20 protein-coding genes are annotated in these 21,561 nt (G+C 44.9%); 15 read left to right on the forward strand and 5 right to left on the reverse strand.

Annotation, left to right across the window (positions count from 1 at the left end):
• Position 1 precedes the first annotated feature (1 nt).
• Entirely contained in the window at positions 2-349 is a 348-nt protein-coding gene (locus tag L1D37_RS14225) for a 5-carboxymethyl-2-hydroxymuconate isomerase (protein WP_176680545.1), read from the reverse strand.
• A 249-nt stretch (positions 350-598) separates the two neighbouring features.
• Between L1D37_RS14225 and tpiA the strand changes: the two genes are divergently transcribed.
• Both tpiA and L1D37_RS14235 read left to right on the forward strand, forming a co-directional pair.
• Positions 599-1,369, forward strand: a complete 771-nt coding sequence (gene tpiA / locus L1D37_RS14230) for a triose-phosphate isomerase (protein WP_086715832.1) — start codon at positions 599-601, stop codon at positions 1,367-1,369.
• A gap of 141 nt (positions 1,370-1,510) precedes the next feature.
• Positions 1,511-1,864 (forward strand): endonuclease domain-containing protein, encoded by a 354-nt coding sequence (locus tag L1D37_RS14235; protein WP_239848297.1) that lies wholly within the window; start codon positions 1,511-1,513, stop codon positions 1,862-1,864.
• A 369-nt stretch (positions 1,865-2,233) separates the two neighbouring features.
• Here L1D37_RS14235 and pfkA read toward each other — a convergent pair whose 3' ends face one another.
• From pfkA to L1D37_RS14250, 3 genes are all read right to left on the reverse strand, one after another.
• Positions 2,234-3,196, reverse strand: a complete 963-nt coding sequence (gene pfkA / locus L1D37_RS14240) for a 6-phosphofructokinase (protein WP_176680547.1) — start codon at positions 3,194-3,196, stop codon at positions 2,234-2,236.
• A 316-nt stretch (positions 3,197-3,512) separates the two neighbouring features.
• The gene (gene fieF, locus L1D37_RS14245; protein ID WP_239848298.1) at positions 3,513-4,421 is read right to left on the reverse strand and encodes a CDF family cation-efflux transporter FieF; all 909 of its coding nucleotides are present in this window, start codon (positions 4,419-4,421) and stop codon (positions 3,513-3,515) included.
• Positions 4,422-4,584: 163 nt separating this feature from the next.
• Positions 4,585-5,094 carry a CpxP family protein gene (locus L1D37_RS14250; RefSeq protein ID WP_017630910.1) on the reverse strand — a complete coding sequence of 170 codons (510 nt, stop codon included), beginning with the start codon at positions 5,092-5,094 and terminating at the stop codon, positions 4,585-4,587.
• 178 nt (positions 5,095-5,272) lie between these two features.
• On the opposite strand from L1D37_RS14250, the gene L1D37_RS14255 reads away from it, so the two are divergent.
• From L1D37_RS14255 to trmL, 4 genes are all read left to right on the forward strand, one after another.
• Positions 5,273-5,962, forward strand: a complete 690-nt coding sequence (locus tag L1D37_RS14255; protein ID WP_239848299.1) for a response regulator — start codon at positions 5,273-5,275, stop codon at positions 5,960-5,962.
• On the forward strand, positions 5,962-7,341 hold the full coding sequence (cpxA, locus tag L1D37_RS14260) for an envelope stress sensor histidine kinase CpxA (RefSeq protein ID WP_239848300.1): 1,380 nt from the start codon (positions 5,962-5,964) through the stop codon (positions 7,339-7,341). Before L1D37_RS14255 ends, cpxA begins: the two co-directional genes overlap by 1 nt.
• Before the next feature lie 76 nt (positions 7,342-7,417).
• Positions 7,418-8,035, forward strand: a complete 618-nt coding sequence (locus L1D37_RS14265) for a superoxide dismutase (protein ID WP_239848301.1) — start codon at positions 7,418-7,420, stop codon at positions 8,033-8,035.
• Between the two features lie 77 nt (positions 8,036-8,112).
• On the forward strand, positions 8,113-8,592 hold the full coding sequence (gene trmL / locus L1D37_RS14270; protein ID WP_009844716.1) for a tRNA (uridine(34)/cytosine(34)/5-carboxymethylaminomethyluridine(34)-2'-O)-methyltransferase TrmL: 480 nt from the start codon (positions 8,113-8,115) through the stop codon (positions 8,590-8,592).
• 188 nt (positions 8,593-8,780) lie between these two features.
• On the opposite strand, the gene L1D37_RS14275 is transcribed toward trmL, so the two are convergent.
• Complete coding sequence (locus tag L1D37_RS14275; protein ID WP_061033600.1) at positions 8,781-9,305, reverse strand: FxsA family protein; 525 nt, start codon at positions 9,303-9,305, stop codon at positions 8,781-8,783.
• Positions 9,306-9,589: 284 nt separating this feature from the next.
• Here L1D37_RS14275 and aspA point away from each other — a divergent pair, with 284 nt between their 5' ends.
• The 9 genes from aspA (at position 9,590) to L1D37_RS14320 (ending at position 21,457) form a co-directional block, all read left to right on the forward strand.
• Positions 9,590-11,041, forward strand: coding sequence for an aspartate ammonia-lyase (gene aspA / locus L1D37_RS14280; protein ID WP_017630905.1), 1,452 nt, complete (start codon positions 9,590-9,592; stop codon positions 11,039-11,041).
• Positions 11,042-11,220: 179 nt separating this feature from the next.
• Positions 11,221-12,528 (forward strand): anaerobic C4-dicarboxylate transporter, encoded by a 1,308-nt coding sequence (locus tag L1D37_RS14285; RefSeq protein WP_017630904.1) that lies wholly within the window; start codon positions 11,221-11,223, stop codon positions 12,526-12,528.
• A gap of 510 nt (positions 12,529-13,038) precedes the next feature.
• The gene (locus L1D37_RS14290) at positions 13,039-14,487 is read left to right on the forward strand and encodes a YfcC family protein (RefSeq protein WP_176680552.1); all 1,449 of its coding nucleotides are present in this window, start codon (positions 13,039-13,041) and stop codon (positions 14,485-14,487) included.
• Between the two features lie 834 nt (positions 14,488-15,321).
• Positions 15,322-16,545, forward strand: a complete 1,224-nt coding sequence (gene arcA, locus L1D37_RS14295; RefSeq protein ID WP_017630901.1) for an arginine deiminase — start codon at positions 15,322-15,324, stop codon at positions 16,543-16,545.
• A gap of 72 nt (positions 16,546-16,617) precedes the next feature.
• Positions 16,618-17,529, forward strand: a complete 912-nt coding sequence (arcC, locus tag L1D37_RS14300; protein WP_016790859.1) for a carbamate kinase — start codon at positions 16,618-16,620, stop codon at positions 17,527-17,529.
• A 147-nt stretch (positions 17,530-17,676) separates the two neighbouring features.
• Entirely contained in the window at positions 17,677-18,687 is a 1,011-nt protein-coding gene (locus tag L1D37_RS14305; RefSeq protein WP_016793903.1) for an ornithine carbamoyltransferase, read from the forward strand.
• Between the two features lie 545 nt (positions 18,688-19,232).
• Positions 19,233-20,162 (forward strand): aspartate carbamoyltransferase, encoded by a 930-nt coding sequence (gene pyrB, locus L1D37_RS14310; protein ID WP_017062721.1) that lies wholly within the window; start codon positions 19,233-19,235, stop codon positions 20,160-20,162.
• 15 nt (positions 20,163-20,177) lie between these two features.
• Complete coding sequence (gene pyrI / locus L1D37_RS14315; RefSeq protein WP_017630899.1) at positions 20,178-20,642, forward strand: aspartate carbamoyltransferase regulatory subunit; 465 nt, start codon at positions 20,178-20,180, stop codon at positions 20,640-20,642.
• 326 nt (positions 20,643-20,968) lie between these two features.
• The gene (locus L1D37_RS14320; RefSeq protein WP_017630898.1) at positions 20,969-21,457 is read left to right on the forward strand and encodes an arginine repressor; all 489 of its coding nucleotides are present in this window, start codon (positions 20,969-20,971) and stop codon (positions 21,455-21,457) included.
• The last annotated feature ends 104 nt before the right edge of the window (positions 21,458-21,561 follow it).

Genomic DNA, 21,561 nt, shown 5'->3' on the forward strand with positions numbered 1-21,561 from the left:
ATCAGTTAATCACTTTCTGAAAGCAACTTTTGTCCATATCTCTTATGTTCACCGTTAGGCTGCGGATATGGCTCGCCTGTTCTTGTAAGGTTTGCATTAACGAACGCGACAGTTCTCTTTTCTGTTCTTCGGTACGCCCTGAAAGTAACTCGAAGCTAATGTGAATAAAATCCACACTGTCTTCTTCATCACCGACTAGCCAGTTATGACAACGCAGTGAACGCGACTTCACAGAAGGCACATCAAACAAGCCACAGTTTAATGCAACTTTATGAAGATCTTCTAGTAAACCTTGGATATTCACTCGCTCGTCCACTGAATTTGAGTACTCTAGAACTAGATTCGGCATTATTACTTCCTATTGTTAACGCAATCGTTTGTCCCTTAATACCAACTAACGATGAAAAATCCGAGAAGTTAGCTATTATTCTGTCTGCCGGATCACTGATATATGCTCAAAATCTACTCTGACCATTGAGTAAGATCCAAGAAAGTCATGACCACAGTCATGATCTGTTGATATTAATCTGTTATATTATTTCGTAATAAAGTTTACTTTTTTACATTCGATTTATTTAAATACTTTGGAGATATTCCTATGCGTCATCCTGTAGTTATGGGTAACTGGAAACTAAACGGCAGCAAAGAAATGGTTGTTGATCTACTAAACGGTCTTAACGCTGAACTTGAAGGCGTAACAGGCGTAGACGTAGCAGTTGCTCCACCAGCACTTTTCGTTGATCTTGCAGAGCGTACGCTTACTGAAGCGGGCAGCGCGATCATCCTAGGTGCTCAAAACTCTGACCTAAACAACAGCGGTGCATTCACTGGCGACATGTCTCCAGCAATGCTTAAAGAGTTCGGCGCATCTCACATCATCATCGGTCACTCTGAGCGTCGTGAATACCACAACGAATCAGACGAGTTCGTAGCTAAGAAATTCGCATTCCTAAAAGAGAACGGCCTAACTCCAGTTCTTTGTATCGGTGAATCTGAAGCACAAAACGAAGCAGGCGAAACTGTTGCAGTATGTGCTCGTCAACTTGACGCTGTGATCAACACTCAAGGTGTTGAAGCTCTTGAAGGCGCTATCATCGCTTACGAACCAATCTGGGCTATCGGTACTGGTAAAGCAGCTACAGCTGAAGATGCACAACGCATCCACGCTCAAATCCGTGCACACATCGCAGAGAAATCTGAAGAAGTTGCTAAGAAAGTTGTTATCCAATACGGCGGTTCTGTTAAGCCAGACAACGCAGCAGCTTACTTCGCACAACCAGACATCGACGGTGCTCTAGTTGGCGGCGCAGCTCTTGACGCGAAAAGCTTCGCAGCTATCGCTAAAGCAGCAGCTGAAGCAAAAGCTTAATTTAAACTTCACCGTTTAAATTGAATGAAAGGTCAACTTAGGTTGGCCTTTTTTGATCTCGCTCGAACACCACCCTCTTCTGACTCTCTTTTACCACCAACTCTTCGTAACTTAATAACACTTTTATCATTGGACTGCGTTATGAAGATTTACACACAACCTCAGCTCAATACATTTCGCAAAATACTCCGAAGCAACATGCCTCAACCAGAACGCAAACTATGGTTTTATATAAGAAGAAAGCAGCTTGGCGTAAAATTTAGAAGACAACATAGTATTGGAAAATACATCGTAGATTTCTTCTGCTGCGAACTAAAGCTCGCCATTGAGATAGATGGTAATAGCCACTTCTCAGAACAAGCACAGGCTTACGATCATCAGCGCACACGAGACTTAAACAAGCTTGGAATCAAGATGCTTCGCTTTACCAATAATGAGGTTAATCAGAACCTTGAGGAAGTTTTGGTGAAGATCATAAATTCAATCCCCAAATAAAATTTCATGTATACATCCCCCTCTAACTCCCCCTTATTTTAACATTCTCGATTACCCTACCGATCTAGGATAAAGGGGGAGAACTTTCTTTATTCACTGAGATTTCTTGGCTAACTGAAACAATAAATGTTCCATGAATCGCTAATTGGAAAGCTTACCCTGATAGATAAAATTTGTTGTAGGCGCTATCTGTTCCAACAACTACGGAACTGTTCCTCCCCTTTCCAAATAAAGCTAAAGGGCTCTATGAACCTAAATTAAGGGGAGGCTAGGAGGGGATTTTACAATGAATCAAAAGAACGTCAGGCACAAAAAAACCGCTGAAAAATCAGCGGTTTTTAAATTCTTTAAGCGAACACTAAACGCGGCTTAGAACAACTCTTCTGCAACGCGGAACAGCTCAGAACGGTCTGGGTTCTGCATGTTCTCGATACAATCGATGATGTCGTGGTGAACAAGTTCTTCTTTCTCGATACCAACACAACGACCACCGTGACCTTCTTGAAGAAGGTGAACAGCGTAGTTACCCATGCGAGAAGCCAGTACACGGTCAAATGCAGTAGGACGACCACCACGTTGAATGTGACCAAGAACCGTTGCACGAGTCTCACGACCCGTTGCTGTTTCGATCTCTTTCGCAAGCTCGTTCGCGTCCATCATAAGCTCTGTTAGAGCGATGATTGCGTGCTTCTTACCTTTAGCAATGCCATCTTGGATGTTGCCGATAAGCTGGTCTTTATCTAGGCCAGTCTCTGGAGTAATGATGTACTCACAACCACCCGCGATTGCTGACATAAGCGTAAGGTCACCACAGTGACGGCCCATGATTTCAACAATAGAAATACGTTGGTGAGAAGAAGACGTGTCACGTAGACGGTCGATTGAGTCGATAACTGTGTTAAGCGCAGTCAGGTAACCGATTGTGTAGTCAGTACCCGCGATATCGTTATCGATTGTGCCTGGAAGACCGATACATGGGTAACCCATCTCAGTTAGCTTCTTAGCACCCATGTAAGAACCGTCACCACCGATAACAACAAGTGCTTCGATGCCGTGTTTCTTAAGGTTCTCGATGCCTTTCTCACGAACAGCAACATCTTTGAATTCAGGGAAACGTGCAGAACCTAAGAAGGTACCACCACGGTTGATTACGTCAGATACGCTTGAACGGTCAAGCTTTTCGATACGGTCTTCAACAAGGCCTTGGTAGCCATCGTAAATACCGTAAACTTCAATGCCAACTGATAACGCAGTACGAACAACGCCGCGAACTGCTGCGTTCATACCTGGAGCGTCACCACCACTGGTCAAAACACCGATCTTCTTAATCATGCTCACCCTCGATTTTTGGGAATCTATTATTCAATTCTTGTTCTTGCTGATTGTATATCAACAAGATTTTAAATCTATATTTGTGCGTTATGTTACATTTCCTCAACAGGAATAGCACTTAAATCGCGTAAAATTATGTAACATTTCTACTTCTGTAGGAGTATTACAGTTTTACTCAATAACTTTGTTGATTCACATCAGAATCAACATTAATTGTTACTAAGGTGGTTTTTGAATCACCAAAGAACTAGTAATTTTTACTCACTCTAGTTCAAAAGCCGCCCACTTACCATTTGCCACTCAATTTTAGCCCGTATCACCACGAGTGGAATTTTTGCTGCTTCTCTGGTCCAAATACGACCGAATACGGATCCTGGTGAATTAATACATCAGCATCAGGGAATACAGAGATAAGCTTGGCCTCAACTTCGTCAGAAATGCGATGCGCTTCAATAAGTGGCATCTCATCTTCAAGTTCTAAGTGCAATTGAATGAAGCGAATTGGCCCCGAACGACGCGTTCGTAATTGATGTACACCCAACACGCCTTCGATGCTCAACGATGCCTCTTTAATCTGTTTTAGCTCTTCATCCGGTAGCTTATGATCAAGCAGAGATTGAATCGCTTCCATCGCCATTTGATAAGCACTGTAAAGAATGTAGATACCGATACCCACCGCGAATACAGAGTCCGCTTGGCCAATGCCAAACCAGCTCAATGCTAGGGCTAGCATGATCGCGGCATTCATATAAAGGTCAGATTGATAGTGTAGTGAATCAGCGGCAATCGCTTGGCTACCCGTTTTCTTTACCACGTGTTTTTGGAATCGAACCAAGCCGAAGGTCATGACTATCGCGAATAAGCTGACGTAGATACCAATCTCTGGAGAGTTGAGTTCATGAGGCCTGAAGAAGCGCTCAATACCATTAAGAATGAGGAAACAAGCCGAGCCTGAGATAAACATCGCTTGTGCTAATGCGGCAAGAGATTCGGCCTTACCATGACCAAAGGTGTGTTCTTTGTCGGCAGGCTGCAGAGAGTAGCGAACGACGATGAGGTTAACGACAGAGGCCGCGATATCCAGCATTGAATCGATCACGGAAGCCAACAGACTCACAGAACCTGTCACCCACCATGCTGCGACTTTCACTATCAATAAAATAGTGGCGATGGTAGTGGCTGCCCAAGCAGCGAGCGTAACTAAACGTGCGTATTCTTGTTTCATAACTTGGCTATAAAGTGACTGATAGCACAAAGTATAACCTGCAAACAACCAATTGAATATGACAGCTAGGGTGTAAGACATTCATTTTTAGGGATCAAAAAAAGCGGCACACGGCCGCTTCTTTCTAAACACTTTCATTCAAAGCTGCTTTATTAAGCTCGAATTACTTGTCTTTGTTCATGCGTTTTTCCATTTTTTCAGCACACTTAGTCATGCGCTCTTGTTGGATTTCTTTCAGTTGAGTCTTTTGCTCAGCCGTTAGTACGCTCATCATTTCGTGTTGCTTCTTCAGCATTGCCACGCGACGCTCAGTTTGCTTCTCAACCATTTCGCTTGCTAGGTCGTTCGCTGCTGCTTCGTCGAAGTTGTCAGCCAGTACCAATGCTTGAACTTTCTCTTGGTGCGCTTTCATTTTCGCCATTTTATCGGCTTTATTGCCAGCGTGTTTTTCTTTCATCTCTGCACGATTCGCTTCGCGCATCTCTTTCAATTCTGTTTTTTGTGCGTCAGTTAGGTCTAGTTGACGCATCACTTTCTTATCGAAGCCGCCACATTTACCGTGCATGCCTTTGTGGTCGCCTTTATCGCCGCCGCCAAATGCGTACGCGCTTGCTGTACCTAACATTAGTGGAAGTGCCGCAGCTGCTAGTACAAGTTTCTTAGTCATTTTCATAATTGTTGCCTCAATTCGGTATAATAAGTCATGTGTTGCGTCTGTTTCTCAGCGCTTGAATATAGATTAGTCTTTCCCTCGTAAAGTGACGTTTAGAAAGCGTAAATAATCGTAAAGAGTGAAAGCTGACCAATAATTAGCAGTATTATTAACCTAACTAAATGATTAAGGCTTCCCTATGGCGAACATTCTTCTTATTGATGACGACACCGAGTTAACCAGCTTACTTAAAGACATTCTGAGCTTTGAGGGCTTCACTGTTTCCGAAGCCAATGACGGCTACGCGGGGCTCGAAGCGATCAATGATGAGATTGACCTGATTCTTTTGGATGTGATGATGCCGCGCCTGAATGGCATGGAAACTCTCAAGAAGCTAAGAGAAAATTGGGAAACACCCGTACTGATGCTGACCGCAAAAGGTGAAGAGATCGATCGTGTGATCGGCCTAGAGCTTGGCGCAGATGATTATTTACCTAAGCCTTTCAGTGACCGAGAGCTACTTGCACGTATTCGTGCCATCTTGCGTCGAACGCAAACCACCATGGCACCTAAAGCAGCCAGTGATCGGATTCAATACCAAGACATTGAAGTCTTCCCAGGTAAGCAAGAAGCTTACTGTAATGGCGAGATTATCGACCTCACCACCACTGAGTTTGCTCTGTTGAGCCACCTTATCCAAAACCCGGGGCAAGTGATCACCAAAGAAGCATTGAGTCTCGATGTGTTGGGCAAAAGGCTTGCGGCGTTTGACCGCGCAATTGACATGCACATCTCCAATCTGCGTAAAAAGATCCCTGAGCGCAGCGACGGCAAATCTCGTATCAAGACCTTACGCGGTCGTGGCTACTTATTAGTAGAGGAGGATTAATGCGTATCCCTAAAATCACCAGCTTATATGGACGTATCTTTGCTATCTTTTGGTTCACCATGTTACTGGTGCTTTTGTCGGTACTGTCACTTCCTCATTTAGACCCGCGAGTCGCACGCGATGTGCCTGCTGATCACCTCGGTAAATTAGAGCGTATCGCCAAGGCCGCTGAAAAACGCTACGCCAGAGAACCGAATCTCGGCAAAATTGTTTTCCAACTTGAGGCGCCACGTAGCCGCAAGGATTCTCGTGCCCGTATCTATTTAACCGATCTTGAAGGTGCAGTTCTCACCTCGAAAAGGCATTCGGACTATAAGCTTAAGGCGATTCGTAACTTTGTTACCTCGATTGATAACCCTGAGATGCCGAAGCAAAAACTCTATGGGCACTACATGGTTGCAGGGCCAGTACCGATTACTCTCGCTGGCGAAGAACTACTGATGTATGCCGGAGTGAAGTGGAACCAACCACCGCCGTTCTTACTGCGCCTGTTTGATAGACCTCTGCAGCTATTGCTTGCCGTGATGTTGGCGAGTACCCCACTATTGCTTTGGTTAGCTTGGGCATTAAGCCAACCTGCTCGTAGGCTTGAGCGCGCTGCGCAACGTGTAGCGAAAGGTCAGTTTGAGGTTGATCCAACGCTTGAAAAAGGCACGTCTGAATTCAGACAAGCTGGTGAGAGCTTTAACCAGATGGTCGAAGCGGTAAACCAAATGATCTCAGGGCAACAACGCTTACTCTCTGATATTTCACACGAGCTACGCTCACCATTGACTCGTCTGCGTATGGCGAATGCACTAGCAATTCGTAAGCAAGGTGACAGCCAGGAACTTGAGCGTATCGATACCGAGGCACAACGTTTGGAACAGATGATCAGTGAGCTACTGACATTATCGCGCATGCAAGTCGACAGCCACATTACTCGTGAGGTTCAGCCTATCTCGAGCCTATGGGAAGAGATCTTGAAAGACGCACAGTTTGAAGCCGAACAGATGGGTAAACAGCTGACGTTCTCGGAAATTCCTGAACGTTCTATTTCGGGTAACCCTAAGCTACTGATGAGCGCGCTAGACAATATTACGCGTAACGCCATCTACTACGGCAAAGACCAGGTCGATGTGCAGTTCCACGTGGTGCAAGATCAGCTGACGATTTGCGTGAACGATAACGGTGATGGTGTGCCTGATGATGAATTAGATTCTATCTTCAGACCTTTCTATCGCGTATCTACTGCCCGCGATCGTAATACCGGTGGCACAGGGCTTGGGTTAACCATTACTGAGAGTGCGATTCGCCAACACAGCGGAACCATCACAGCGACCTGCAGCCAGTTAGGTGGATTACAGCTCGAAATCACCCTGCCTATCTTACCGGTGTAATACCCTTACAAAGATCACAGTTGATAATGATTGTTATTATCATTATGGTAAGTCCTCTAATTATGGAGGATTTACCATGTCGCACACTTTCCCTGAACTACCCTACGCTTACGATGCCCTAGAACCTTACATTGATGCGAAAACGATGGAAGTGCATTACAGCAAGCATCACAGAACCTACTACGATAAGTTTGTTGCGGCGGTGTCTGGCAGCGAACTAGAACAGCAATCTCTGACCGAGATCTTCGCTAATATCTCGCAGCACAGCCCTGCCGTTCGCAATAATGGTGGCGGCTACTACAACCATATCTTGTATTGGAACTGCATGTCTCAAGACGGCGGTGGTGAACCGACTGGCGAGCTTGGTGATGCTATCAAGAGCACATTCGGAGATTTCGAGACGTTCCAAGATCAATTCGCTCAAGCGGCAATCAATACCTTCGGTTCAGGCTTTGCATGGTTGGTGGTAGAAGAAGGTCAACTGAAAATCATCTCAACCTCAAACCAAGACAACCCATGGATGGATACCATCGCCAGTAACGGTGAGCCAATTCTTGCGCTGGATGTTTGGGAACACGCCTACTACATCAGCTACCAAAACCGTCGCCCTGATTACATCAACGCATGGTGGAATGTGGTGAATTGGAATGCGGTTGCTGAAAACTACGCACAAGTACTCGCGAATAAAGCGTAAGCGAATGGTGGTGAACTGTACTCACTCAGCTTGCCACCGTATACTCTGGCTATCTTTGATTATTCTTGTGAACCAACATGTTTGATATCGCTCTATACGAACCTGAAATTGCACCCAATACGGGTAACATCATCCGCCTATGTGCTAACTGCGGCGCAAACCTGCACCTGATTGAACCGCTTGGCTTTGATTTTGAAGAGAAGAAAGTTCGTCGTGCTGGCTTGGATTACCACGACCTAGCGCGTGTTAAGCGTCACAAGAACCTAGAAGCCTTCCTTGAGTATCTAGAAAATGAACGCGAAGGTGACTTCCGTATCTTTGCTTGCACCACTAAAACGACAGGTCACCACGTTGATGCGAAATTCCAACAAGGTGATGTGTTGATGTTTGGCCCAGAGACACGCGGCCTGCCTGCTGAGTTCATTGAAAGCATGCCAATGGAGCAGCGTATTCGTATTCCAATGATGCCAGACGCGCGTAGCCTAAACTTGTCTAACGCGGTTGCTATCATCGCATTTGAAGCGTGGCGACAAATGGGCTTTGAGGGCGCGGTATAATACCAATCTCAGTAAATAACCGCTCACATGGCCTGTTACCTGTTGCTGCTAGCAATCGTAAATAACAGGCGACACGCAATAAAAAAGGCTCTTACCGTTATCTCTTTCTTGCGAAGGATAAAGGTAAGAGCCTTTTCTGTTTCTGTTCTTTTGTCTTTCTATATAAAAGAAAGCAAAAAGCGACGGAATTAGTTTAAGCGGTTACGATCGTTGTCGTCGTCTTTCTTCTCAAACTCACCTTCAAAGGTGTTGCCATCTTTTGACTGATCAAATGGGTCACGATTAAACGGGTCTTGTCCAAATGGCCCCTGACCAAAGCCCGCTTGTCCACCAGCATGGAAACCGCCAGACATATTTTTAACCACCATTTTTTCCATCATTTTCTTAGCAATCATCGCTCTTGGTGCTGGCAGCAATACCAACATACCCAGTGCGTCCGTCATAAAGCCCGGAGTCAGCAGCAATACACCTGCAACCGCAAGCATCACGCCTTCAAGAATCTGCTGTGCAGGCATTTCGCCTTGTTGCAAACGGCCTTGTACAGACATCAGTGTCTGAATGCCTTGGCTACGAACCAGTGAGGCACCAACAAATGCAGTAATCAACACTAACGCAATAGTTGGCCACAATCCTAAGAAGCCACCAACTTGAATAAATAGCCCAATCTCAATGATGGGTACGAAGATAAATAGTAATAATAAGATAGGAAACACACGCCCTCCTTTGTTACTTGCAGTTTACGCTGAAAGCTCTATCAATCTCAAATTTATCCTGTAAATAAGCGTGTTTATTGACCAAGAATAACTTTGCAAAATATTGACGAAACAAAAGCGAAAAAGGTGATCAACTTACTATTTTTATGCGCTAGGTACAGTATCATGTGCCACATAAGTCAGGACGGATTTATCAGCCCAATATTCTAGCGAACGGAGTATTTGCACACAGAATAGGCTAATAACTAACTATATAATCAGAATAATTCTCTAAGGATCCTGTTATGGCTACTCTATCAGAAGCACAAGTTGATGCTCCTCAAGCTACTCGTCTCGAAGAAGATCTTTTAGGTCAACGTCATGTTCCGGCTGATGCTTACTACGGCATCCACACTCTACGCGCAGTTGAAAACTTCAACATCTCAAATGTAACGATCTCAGATGTACCTGAATTCGTTCGCGGTATGGTGATGACAAAGAAAGCAGCGGCTTTAGCAAACAAAGAGTTAGGTGTAATTCCTAGCGAAGTGGCTAAATACATCATCCAAGCTTGTGACCTAATTCTAGACACGGGTAAGTGCATGGATCAGTTCCCATCAGACGTTTTCCAAGGTGGTGCTGGTACTTCTGTAAACATGAACGCGAACGAAGTAGTTGCGAACGTGGCACTTGAGCTTATGGGCAAAGAAAAAGGCCAATATGAGTTCATCAACCCGAACGACCATGTAAACCGCAGCCAATCTACAAACTGTGCTTACCCAACTGGCTTCCGTATTTCTGTTTACAACAGCGTACTAAAACTGATCGACGCGATTGAATACCTAAAAGGTGCATTCGAGCTTAAGAGCCAAGAATTCAACACAATTTTGAAGATGGGTCGTACTCAACTTCAAGATGCAGTTCCAATGACGGTTGGCCAAGAGTTCCACGCTTGGGCTGTAACCATCAACGAAGAAATCAAAAACCTAGAATACACATCAAAGCTACTGCTTGAAGTTAACCTAGGCGCAACGGCAATCGGTACTGGTCTAAACGCAGCACCGGGTTACCAAGGCCTTGCAGTTAAACACCTAGCTGAAGTAACTGGCCTAGAGTGTGTTCCTGCTGAAGACCTAATCGAAGCAACGTCTGACTGTGGCGCATACGTAATGACGCACGGTGCGCTTAAGCGTCTAGCCGTTAAGCTGTCTAAAATTTGTAACGATTTGCGTCTGCTTTCTTCAGGTCCACGTACTGGCTTGAACGAGCTAAACCTACCTGAACTGCAAGCTGGTTCTTCAATCATGCCTGCTAAAGTAAACCCAGTTGTTCCTGAAGTAGTAAACCAAGTTTGCTTCAAAGTTCTAGGTAACGACAACACGGTTTCTTTCGCTGCAGAAGGTGGTCAACTTCAGCTGAACGTAATGGAACCCGTTATTGCACAAAGCATGTTTGAGTCTCTAGACATCCTAACAAACGCTTGTGTGAACCTACGCGACAAGTGTGTAGACGGCATTACTGTAAACAAAGAAGTGTGTGAGTCTCACGTATTTAACTCTATCGGTATCGTTACTTACCTTAACCCATACATTGGCCACCACGAAGGTGACATTGTTGGTAAGATCTGTGCAGAAACAGGTAAGAGCGTGCGTGATGTGGTTCTAGAGCGCGGTTTATTGACCGAAGAAGAACTTGATGACATTTTCTCTGTTGAAAATTTGATGCATCCTCAGTATAAAGCGAAGCGCTACGAATAAAGTTAGCGAGAAAGGGCTCCAAAGGGAGCCCTTTTTTAGGCTCCAATACGGTTAACCCTGTTTATTTTGTGGATTTCTGTATGTTGCACTTTTGCTTAATTGAACCTAACCATAGAACTATTATGTGAACATTCCGGAGGCGAATGTTCACATAATAAAATCTAAATGAGGTGTTACTTATGATTGCAGTAGAACTATTTATCGTCCTGCTCTTTATCTTTTTGGGGGCCAGAATTGGCGGTATCGGTATCGGTTTTGCCGGTGGTGCTGGTGTTATTGCCCTTTCACTTATTCTTGGCGTTCCAACAAGCCAATCTTTCATCCCGATCGACGTAATCTTGATCATCATGTCGGTTATCACCGCAATTGCTGCAATGCAGGTTGCTGGCGGTATGGACTGGTTGGTGCAAATTGCAGAAAACTTTTTGCGTAAGCACCCTGAACGCATCACCTTTTATGCGCCAATCGTGACCTTTGTAATGACACTAATGGCGGGTACTGGTCACACAGCATTCTCAACACTTCCTGTTATTGCAGAAGTAGCGAAAGGCCAAGGTGTGCGTCCTTCTCGTCCACTGTCTATCGCAGTTGTAGCCTCTCAAATCGCTATCACGGCTTCGCCAATCTCGGCAGCGGTTGTGGCTTTCGCAGCAATGCTTGCACCGTTCGGTGTTGATTACCTAACGCTACTGATGGTTTGTATCCCTACCACCTTCATCGCTTGTATGGTTGGCGCGGTTGTCGCTAACTACATGGGTAGCGAACTAAAAGACGATCCTGTTTACCAAGAGCGTCTAGAGAAAGGTCTAATCAAACTGGCAACAGAAGAGAAACGCGAGATCCTTCCTACAGCGAAGAAAGCGACTTACATCTTCCTAGCAGCGATTGGTTTCGTGGTTTGTTACGCAGCGGCTATCTCTAGCTCTGTTGGCCTAATTGAAAACCCTGCGCTAGGTCGTAACGAAGCAATCATGTCTGTAATGCTAGCAGCAGCGGCAGCAATCGTTATGTTCACTAAGATTGATGCAGCTAAGATTTCTTCAGCACCAACATTCCGCTCAGGTATGACGGCGTGTGTATGTGTACTTGGTGTGGCTTGGTTAGGTTCAACGTTTGTAAACGCACACGTTGCTGAAATCAAAGACGTAGCAGGCGCTCTACTGGCTGACTACCCATGGATGCTGGCGCTTGTTCTGTTCTTCGCTTCTATGCTGCTTTACTCTCAAGGCGCAACAACGGTTGCACTTATGCCTGCAGCTCTAGCGATTGGCGTAGCACCACTAACAGCGGTTGCTTCTTTCGCTGCGGTAAGTGCGCTGTTCGTGCTTCCAACTTACCCTACGCTACTAGCGGCGGTTGAGATGGATGACACAGGCTCAACGCGTATCGGTAACTACGTATTCAACCACCCATTCTTCATTCCAGGTGTGGTAACAATCAGTACTGCGGTAGCACTAGGCTTCGCATTCGGCGGTCTGTTTATCTAACATTCGCTGATGATTGAACATTTAAAAGGAAGCTTCGGCTTCCTTTTTTGTTTTCTACTCAATGTGATACTTGATACACATCAAATAACCATTATAAACTTTAAAACCCGCACAAAAATAAAGTTTGAATAAAATTCCAAGGTTATTCAAACCAACTAGAAACAACACCTATCAAATCAATCTCTCCTCACATCTCGTTAATCCACATCGAATATTAATCCAAGCTAACTAACCAAAAAACCTTGCCGTTTTTTTGCCATTTTCCAGCCCATTCATTGGCGATTATTTTTGTGAACAGCACCAAACTTAAATACCGACGTAAGGAATAAAATAACCGCAGCTAAAATAAATCTAAATTCATTTGGATTGGTAAATATAAAAACAGCCTTAATTTAAAGTCAGCAACTTTTATCGTTGGGTACTTTTATAAGAGTCAATGTATTTACAATCTATAAATCATTAGTCGCTAATTCACATCACTTCTATTTAAGATGATGTAAGGAGATAGCCATGACAACTCAAACGATACCAAGCGAGACAAAAAAGGGCGGCTTCTTTGCCAATTTTAAATTCCCTTCTGCTTATACCATTCTATTTATTCTAATTGCGTTCGTTGCTCTGCTTACCTGGATTGTTCCTGCGGGACAATACGACCGAGCAATGAATGAAGAACTCGGCCGAGAAGTACCTGTAACGGGTACTTATCAAGCGGTAGAGGGTAACCCTCAAGGCGTGATTGACGTACTGCTAGCGCCTATTGACGGCTTCTACGACCACAATAGCTATGAAGCTGCAGCAATCGACGTTTCGCTATTCATCTTAATCATTGGTGGCTTCTTAGGACTAGTAACCAAAACTGGCGCGATTGATGCCGGTATCGAACGCGTTACCGCCCGCTTAGAAGGGCGAGAAGAGTTGATGATACCAATACTGATGGCACTGTTTGCCGCGGGCGGTACTGTCTACGGCATGGCGGAAGAATCACTGCCATTCTATACCTTACTAGTACCAGTGATGATGGCAGCGCGCTTCGACCCTCTAGTAGCTGCTGCAACGGTACTGCTCGGCGCGGGTATTGGGGTGCTAGGCTCAACCATTAACCCATTCGCAACGGTTATCGCTGCCAACGCCTCTGGTATTCCATTTACCGACGGTATTGTGCTGCGTGTTGGTATGTTGATTGTTGGTTGGGGTATCTGTGTTGCTTACGTGATGCGTTACGCAAGAATGGTTCAAGCCGATCCAAGCAAATCGATTGTGTACGACAAATACGAAGAGAACAAAGCGCACTTCCTTGGCAACGCAAGTGGTGAAAAACTTGAATTCACCACAACTCGTAAACTGATCCTGACCATTTTTGGTGGCTCATTCGCAGTAATGATTTACGGTGTATCCGTTGCTGGGTGGTGGATGGCTGAGATCTCTGCAATGTTCTTAGCGGCGACCATCATCGTTGGTATTGTGTCTCGCATGAGCGAAGAAGAGTTTACATCAAGCTTCATTGATGGTGCTCGTGACCTACTGGGCGTAGCACTTATCATAGGTATTGCTCGTGGTATTGTGGTGGTGATGGACCGCGGTATGATCACCGACACTATCCTCTTCTCTGCAGAGCAAATGGTCACCGGGTTGTCTTCGGTTATCTTTATTAACGTGATGTTCTTTTTAGAGATTCTCTTGTCATTCCTGGTGCCATCAACCTCTGGTTTAGCGGTACTCACTATGCCAATCATGGCGCCATTGGCCGACTTTGCAGGCGTAGGTCGTGACCTTGTTATCACCGCTTACCAATCAGCTTCTGGCTTGGTAAACCTAATCACACCAACCTCTGCAGTAGTAATGGGTGGCTTGGCGATTGCTCGCGTCCCTTACGTACGCTGGGTTAAATGGGTAATGCCATTAATCGGTATCTTGATGGTGTTCTGCATCATTGTTCTGAGTATTGGTGCGCTTATCTAAAACCTACACACCTCACTTTCTCACTCAAAGCCGCTTTCTAGCGGCTTTTTTGTCACTATCGTTCACCAACAAGCCCCTTCCATCGAAACACCCTCACAAGCTGCACACGCATCATTTAAAGCCTCTCTATCAACCTATAAGCCCTATCGCCCTATCGCCCTATCAAAGCAGCAAAACGTAAACGAGCTGAAACACTTGCTAGAAAGCAAAACTAACCTTTAAACATCGACGCTAAGGCTAATAAAAAAAGCAAATATTCATCGCTACTATATTTAGAGAAATACTTAGTCACTTATTAGCGTTAATTATATTTAAAGTAATTTACTCTGTAATAAAGAAAGGACAAACATTAGCTATTTTCATAGAAAATCGGATTAAAACACTCGATTGTAAAGTGTGACCACAATAGCTTTATTCGCATTTAAATTGTTAAGGAATAATTAATTTCACATTCAAAATTAAATATATAAATACTAACATTGCATACTTCCACCTTAAGCTCACTCTTATCAATAAATTTAATTTGCATATAAACCCCAAGAATTCCCATTCTAGTAATACGAGTGAAAAAAGCATGCATAATGTTCCCAAAGAGTTAACTATTTAGAAGGGGTAGCCAATAGTTAAAAGTGCATAAAGTTTGTTAAAACCCTTAATTTTAAAGGGCTGCGGGATAAAAAACGATTTGTGATAGATCTCTAAGAATACCTGACTAGCAGGCGTAATATTAATTCCAGACAAGAGATATGAATAAATAATTCATTCTTCTCAACTGAAGATAAATAATTACTCTTAGCGATAAAAGTAATTCAAATATATAAGAGAGAGACGATCATGAGTAAGTTCTATGTAGGTTCTGAAATAGGTCAATTACGCCGCGTTCTAGTTCACCGCCCAAGACGCGCACTGACTCACTTAACACCCTCTAACTGTCACGATTTGCTGTTTGATGACGTACTGGCTGTTGAGCGTGCAGGTAAAGAGCATGACGCATTTACTCAAACGCTACGTGATCAAGGTGTTGAGGTTCTTCTTCTTACTGACCTACTAGCAGACACGCTAGCCGTACCAGAAGCGAAAGATTGGCTTTTGAGCCATCAAGTTTCTGATTACCGCTTAGGCAAAACCTTTGCTAACGATGTGCGCTGCTACTTGGGTGACTTACCAAACCTAGAGCTAGCGAAAATCCTAACGGGTGGTCTGTCTTACGCTGAAATGCCAATGAAATCATCTTCAATGATGCAGGGCATGCACGCACCAACTGACTTCATTATCGAGCCTCTACCAAACCACCTATTTACTCGTGACACCTCTTGCTGGGTATACGGTGGTGTATCTATCAACCCAATGGCGAAACCGGCTCGTCAACGTGAAACCAACCACGTTCGCGCTATTTACCGCTGGCACCCAACATTCGCAGGCCAAGACTTCATTAAATACTTTGGCGATGAAGAGAGCATCAGTTATGACAACTCAACCATTGAGGGTGGTGACGTTCTTGTTATCGGTCGCGGCACGGTGCTTATCGGTATGTCTGAGCGTACAACAGCACAAGGTGTTGAGCACTTAGCATCGAGCCTATTCAAACACGGTCAAGCGAAACAAGTTATTGCAATGCAGCTACCAAAACACCGCTCTTGCATGCACTTAGACACCGTTATGACGCACATGAACGAAGATACCTTCTCTGTTTACCCTGAAGTGGTGAGTAAAGACGTTCAGTGTTGGAACCTAACTGGCGATGAGTCTGGCGCAGTGAAAGTGAAAGAAGAGGGCTACTTCGTAACCGCTATCGAAAAAGCACTGGGCGTAGACAAGCTAAACCTCATCACAACAGGTGGTGACAACTTCCATGCAGAACGTGAACAGTGGAACGATGCAAACAACGTTCTAACCGTTAAACCTGGTGTCGTGATTGGCTACGAAGGCAACACCTACACCAACGAAAAATACGACAAAGCGGGCATCACAGTTCTTCCGATTCCAGGTGATGAACTTGGCCGCGGTCGCGGTGGCGCACGCTGCATGAGCTGCCCAATTGAGCGTGATGGTATCTAATCACTATGACGAAACGGCCACGTTGAACAATCTAAAATCATCTCAGCTTGGCCAAAATGAGAGAACACAATTATGACTAAGCAAACTGTTGTTGTCGCACTCGGTGGTAACGCCCTACTTCGTCGTGGTGAGCCGTTAGAAGCCGATGTTCAACGCCGAAATATTGAAACGGCGGTGAAAACCATCTCTGAAATCGCAAAAGTGTACAACGTGGTGTTAGTACACGGTAATGGCCCACAAGTTGGATTGCTTGCTCTGCAAGGTTTGGAATACAAAAAAGTAAACCCATACCCGCTGGATGTGTTGGGCAGTGAGACTCAAGGCATGATCGGCTACATGTTGATGCAAGAGTTCAAGAACTACCTGCCGAACCGCAACATCTCGTGCATGTTGACCCAAATGACGGTTGATCCAAATGATCCTGCGTTTGCGGATCCAACCAAACCGATTGGCCCGATCTACGAAGAGGCGGAAGCGCGTGAACTAGCAGAGAAATTCCACTGGATCGTGAAACCTGACGGCCAACATTTCCGCCGCGTAGTACCAAGCCCACGCCCTACTGGCATTGTTGAGCACGAAGCGATCACACAGCTTATCGATGCAGGTCACCTAGTAATTTGTACTGGCGGCGGTGGCATCCCAGTGAAAAAAGAGAATGGCAAATTAGTTGGTGTAGAAGCAGTTATCGACAAAGACATGTCAGCGGCTTTCCTAGCTAAACAATTAGATGCGGATGCGCTACTGATTCTGACCGATGCAGACGCTGTGTACCTTGATTGGGGCAAGCCGACTCAACACGCATTACGCAGTACCACGCCAAGTGAATTAGCGATGTTTGAATTCGATGCCGGCTCAATGGGGCCAAAAATCGAAGCATCGTGCGAATTCATTGAGCAAGGCGGCAAGGTTGTGGGTATCGGTGCACTCGAAGATGGCTTGCAAATCCTGCAAGGCCAAGCGGGTACCAATATCACTAAAGGTTAACGGACTAACGAGCCTCTATAACCTTGTAAACACAGAATTAAACGTAACAAGCAGAACCGAACAAATTTAACTAAATATTGAATCGCGCTTTCTTGGATTTTCTTTCCCTGTAACAAGGAAGCGCCTAAATCTAAAAAGGAATACATCATGGCTTTTAACCTACGCAATCGTAACTTCCTAAAACTACTAGATTTCACTCCACGCGAAATTCAACACTTGTTAGATCTTTCTATGGAGCTTAAAAAAGCGAAGTACAACGGTTACGAACAGCCAAAACTGACTGGCAAAAACATTGCGCTTATCTTTGAGAAAACTTCGACTCGTACTCGTTGTGCATTCGAAGTCGCAGCATTCGACCAAGGTGCTCGCGTCTCTTACTTAGGCCCATCTGGCTCTCAAATTGGCCACAAAGAATCAATGAAAGATACGGCTCGCGTTCTTGGTCGTATGTACGATGGCATCGAATACCGCGGCTTCGGTCAAGAGATCGTTGAAGAGCTAGGCGCATACGCTGGCGTGCCAGTATGGAATGGTCTGACTGACGAATTCCACCCAACTCAAATCTTGGCAGACTTCCTAACCATGACCGAATACGGTCGTGGCAAGCAGCTGCATGAAATCAGCTTTGCTTACCTAGGTGATGCTCGCAACAACATGGGTAACTCTCTGATGGTTGGCGCAGCGAAAATGGGTATGGACATTCGCCTTGTTGCTCCAAAACAGTTCTGGCCACAAGAAGAACTATTGGCTCAGTGTCGTGAAATCGCAGAACACACAGGCGGCAAAATCACACTGACTGAAGATGTTCAAGAAGGCGTGCAAGGTTGTGACTTCCTGTACACCGATGTTTGGGTATCGATGGGCGAAGCGAAAGAAGCATGGGCTGAGCGTATCAACCTAATGATGCCTTACCAAGTGAACATGGAAATGCTGAAAGCAACGGGTAACCCACATGTGAAATTCATGCACTGCCTACCGGCTTTCCACGGTGAAGACACTACTGTTGGCAAACAGCTTGCTGCTGAATACCCACAACTAAAAGACGGCGTTGAAGTAACAGATGAAGTGGTTGAGTCTGAATACTCTATCGTGTTCGATGAAGCTGAAAACCGCATGCACACCATCAAAGCAGTAATGGTTGCAACACTAGGCAGTTAATTGCCCAAACAGCTAAACAGCTAAACAGCTAAACAGCTAAACAGCTAAACAGCTAAACAGCTAAACAGCTAAGAATCGAAGCAACTAAGAAGTTAAGCACTCACTTGTTCGCAAGACATGGACAAGTTAAGTGCAATGACAGGGAAATGCGGGTGGCGTACTTGGGATTTAGCCCTTGGATAAAGCCCGCATTTTTTTTCATGAGCTTGAAGGTATTATCGCCCCAAAAAACCTGAGATTTTCTGTTTCAACAAGGGCTTAAATCAAAGCAAAATGTAGAGGCCATTTCGCATAAAAATCCATTAAATGAATACTTTACAGAAAGTATTGCATGGCGTTTTTATCTGAGTATAATCCTCCGCAATTTGTCTTAAGAGAGCAAAAAATGAACTGCAATTCTGTCGCACATGATTGTCAAACTACACGCCAAAGAGTGGCGGTGGTGTCATTTTTATTTTGCTCTATTGATCGTTTCGAAGCCTCCTATTTTTAGGGGGCTTTTTTTTGTCCGCAATTTGACTGTATGCATAGAAGGAAGACCCGTTATGGCGCATTCGTTATTTAACAAGCACATCATCTCCATACCTGAGCTCACTCGTAATGAACTGGAGCTTATCGTCGACACAGCAGCAAGACTCAAGGCTGAGCCAAACCCAGAGTTGCTGAAAAATAAAGTCGTTGCGAGCTGCTTCTTTGAGCCTTCAACTCGAACTCGCCTTTCATTTGAAACCGCAGTTCAGCGCCTTGGTGGCACGGTCATCGGCTTTGATAATGGCGGTAACACCTCACTGGCGAAGAAAGGCGAAACGCTTGCAGATTCAGTGCAGGTTATTTCATCTTACGTCGATGCTTTTGTCATGCGTCACCCACAAGAAGGGGCAGCACGTTTGGCCTCTGAATTTTCGAATGGGGTTCCGGTGGTAAATGGCGGCGATGGTGCCAACCAACATCCAACGCAAACCTTACTGGATCTGTTCTCGATTTACGAAACTCAGGGCACGCTTGATAACCTCAATGTGGCGTTCGTCGGCGACCTAAAATATGGCCGCACTGTCCATTCACTGACGCAAGCACTATCGAAATTCAATAACGTGCGTTTCTTCTTTATCGCGCCAGAAGTATTAGAGATGCCAGATTACATCTGTGAAGAATTAGAAGAGATGGGTATCCAATACAGCACTCACAGCAGCATTGAAGAAGTCGTGCCGGAATTGGATGTTTTGTACATGACTCGCGTACAGAAAGAGCGCTTTGATGCGTCGGAATACGCACACATGAAATCGGCTTACATCCTAACCGCCGATACATTGAAAGACGCTCGTCAAAACATGAAGGTACTGCACCCGCTGCCACGCGTCGACGAAATCACCACCGACGTCGATAAAACGCCACACGCTTACTACTTCGAACAAGCTGAAAACGGTGTATATGCTCGCGAAGCCCTATTGGCCCTAGTTCTTAACGACACTTTATAAGCAGGAGAAACAGTCATGGTTAAACAAACTCAGCTACAAGTAGAAGCGATCCGTAACGGCAGCGTGATTGACCACATCCCTGCTCACCTTGGTATCAAAATCCTTAAACTGTTTAAGCTACACAAGACAGAACAACGCATCACTATGGGTTTAAACCTGCCATCATCGGCACTTGGCCATAAAGACCTAATCAAGATTGAGAACATCTTCCTGACCAAGGAACAAGCCAACCAATTGGCTCTTTATGCTCCGCAGGCAACGGTCAATCAGATTGAAGAGTATAAAGTGGTTAACAAGCTAACCCTTGTGCTGCCAGAGCAAATCCACAGTGTGTTCTCTTGCCCAAATAGCAACTGTATTTCACACGGTGAACCTGTCGAAAGTCACTTTAAAGTGCAGCTAAAACAAGAAAAAGTGCAGCTAAAATGTCACTATTGTGAAAAAGTATTCTCTCGCGAGATCATGAATGAGATTCGCTAACCCTTAGCGGTATTACCTTCGCAACAAAAACCACCTAGATAACATGGATATTTATTCCCACTCCGGAATAAATATCCATTAACCAAAGAATAAAACCCCAAAATAAAAGCAATAAACCAGAATATTATTTGGTGATCGCCTTCAAAAAGATAACTATCCTTTAGTGGTAGACTCAATGCATAGATGATCATACATCTCGCATACCCTCCCTTCTTTACTTCGGGATTCATCGGTAAGCCCTATTAATAATCGTACTCTACGGCTTTGGGAGTGCGTTCGGCGCTATGGACAAGCGATATCCACACGTTGACCTTAAGGAGTTGTTCATGAACGAAATCACTGAGCACGGTTGCTTGTATTCAGCTGAAGATAAAACACTGACTGCGGCGTGCAAACGCTTACTACAACAACAAAGCTTCTCGACCCAAAATCAACTGCGCGAGAAACTGGTCGAGATAGGTTATACCGGCATTAGCCAGTCAACCGTATCTCGCATTTTGTCGCAGCTTGGCGTAGTAAAAATCCAGAACGCCTGTGGCAAAAAGGTGTACTGCATCACCGTTGAAAGCGCACCAGTTCGTGTCGATGCATCCATCTCATCGCAAATTGAATTAATCACTCATAACCAAGCGATGGTGATAGTAAAAACCCACCCTGGTTGTGCACAGTTAGTTGCAAGATTAGTAGATATCGACCCACATACTGAGATTATCGGCACCGTTGGCGGAAACGACACCGTGTTAATTATCCCGAAAGACACAACCAACATTGATGCTTGCGAGCAAGTGGTCAAAGCACGCTTGGGCGTTGCCTAAATGTCTTATTGGCAAGGGCTGTTCACTGCAGTTGCGCTACTAACTCTCTCTCGACTGCCTACGAAAGTGGCTCACCCGCCCTAGCGGATATTTGCTGGTCGATG

It is taken from the genome of Vibrio sp. Isolate33, assembly GCF_022397895.1.
Lineage (GTDB): Bacteria > Pseudomonadota > Gammaproteobacteria > Enterobacterales > Vibrionaceae > Vibrio > Vibrio pomeroyi.

Bases quoted from the DNA above. Each gene is read 5' to 3' on its own strand.
- L1D37_RS14225 (WP_176680545.1), bottom strand. From the start codon at position 349: ATGCCGAATCTAGTTCTAGAGTACTCAAATTCAGTGGACGAGCGAGTG.
- tpiA (WP_086715832.1), top strand. From the start codon at position 599: ATGCGTCATCCTGTAGTTATGGGTAACTGGAAACTAAACGGCAGCAAA.
- L1D37_RS14235 (WP_239848297.1), top strand. From the start codon at position 1,511: ATGAAGATTTACACACAACCTCAGCTCAATACATTTCGCAAAATACTC.
- pfkA (WP_176680547.1), bottom strand. From the start codon at position 3,196: ATGATTAAGAAGATCGGTGTTTTGACCAGTGGTGGTGACGCTCCAGGT.
- fieF (WP_239848298.1), bottom strand. From the start codon at position 4,421: ATGAAACAAGAATACGCACGTTTAGTTACGCTCGCTGCTTGGGCAGCC.
- L1D37_RS14250 (WP_017630910.1), bottom strand. From the start codon at position 5,094: ATGAAAATGACTAAGAAACTTGTACTAGCAGCTGCGGCACTTCCACTA.
- L1D37_RS14255 (WP_239848299.1), top strand. From the start codon at position 5,273: ATGGCGAACATTCTTCTTATTGATGACGACACCGAGTTAACCAGCTTA.
- cpxA (WP_239848300.1), top strand. From the start codon at position 5,962: ATGCGTATCCCTAAAATCACCAGCTTATATGGACGTATCTTTGCTATC.
- L1D37_RS14265 (WP_239848301.1), top strand. From the start codon at position 7,418: ATGTCGCACACTTTCCCTGAACTACCCTACGCTTACGATGCCCTAGAA.
- trmL (WP_009844716.1), top strand. From the start codon at position 8,113: ATGTTTGATATCGCTCTATACGAACCTGAAATTGCACCCAATACGGGT.
- aspA (WP_017630905.1), top strand. From the start codon at position 9,590: ATGGCTACTCTATCAGAAGCACAAGTTGATGCTCCTCAAGCTACTCGT.
- L1D37_RS14285 (WP_017630904.1), top strand. From the start codon at position 11,221: ATGATTGCAGTAGAACTATTTATCGTCCTGCTCTTTATCTTTTTGGGG.
- L1D37_RS14290 (WP_176680552.1), top strand. From the start codon at position 13,039: ATGACAACTCAAACGATACCAAGCGAGACAAAAAAGGGCGGCTTCTTT.
- arcA (WP_017630901.1), top strand. From the start codon at position 15,322: ATGAGTAAGTTCTATGTAGGTTCTGAAATAGGTCAATTACGCCGCGTT.
- arcC (WP_016790859.1), top strand. From the start codon at position 16,618: ATGACTAAGCAAACTGTTGTTGTCGCACTCGGTGGTAACGCCCTACTT.
- L1D37_RS14305 (WP_016793903.1), top strand. From the start codon at position 17,677: ATGGCTTTTAACCTACGCAATCGTAACTTCCTAAAACTACTAGATTTC.
- pyrB (WP_017062721.1), top strand. From the start codon at position 19,233: ATGGCGCATTCGTTATTTAACAAGCACATCATCTCCATACCTGAGCTC.
- pyrI (WP_017630899.1), top strand. From the start codon at position 20,178: ATGGTTAAACAAACTCAGCTACAAGTAGAAGCGATCCGTAACGGCAGC.
- L1D37_RS14320 (WP_017630898.1), top strand. From the start codon at position 20,969: ATGAACGAAATCACTGAGCACGGTTGCTTGTATTCAGCTGAAGATAAA.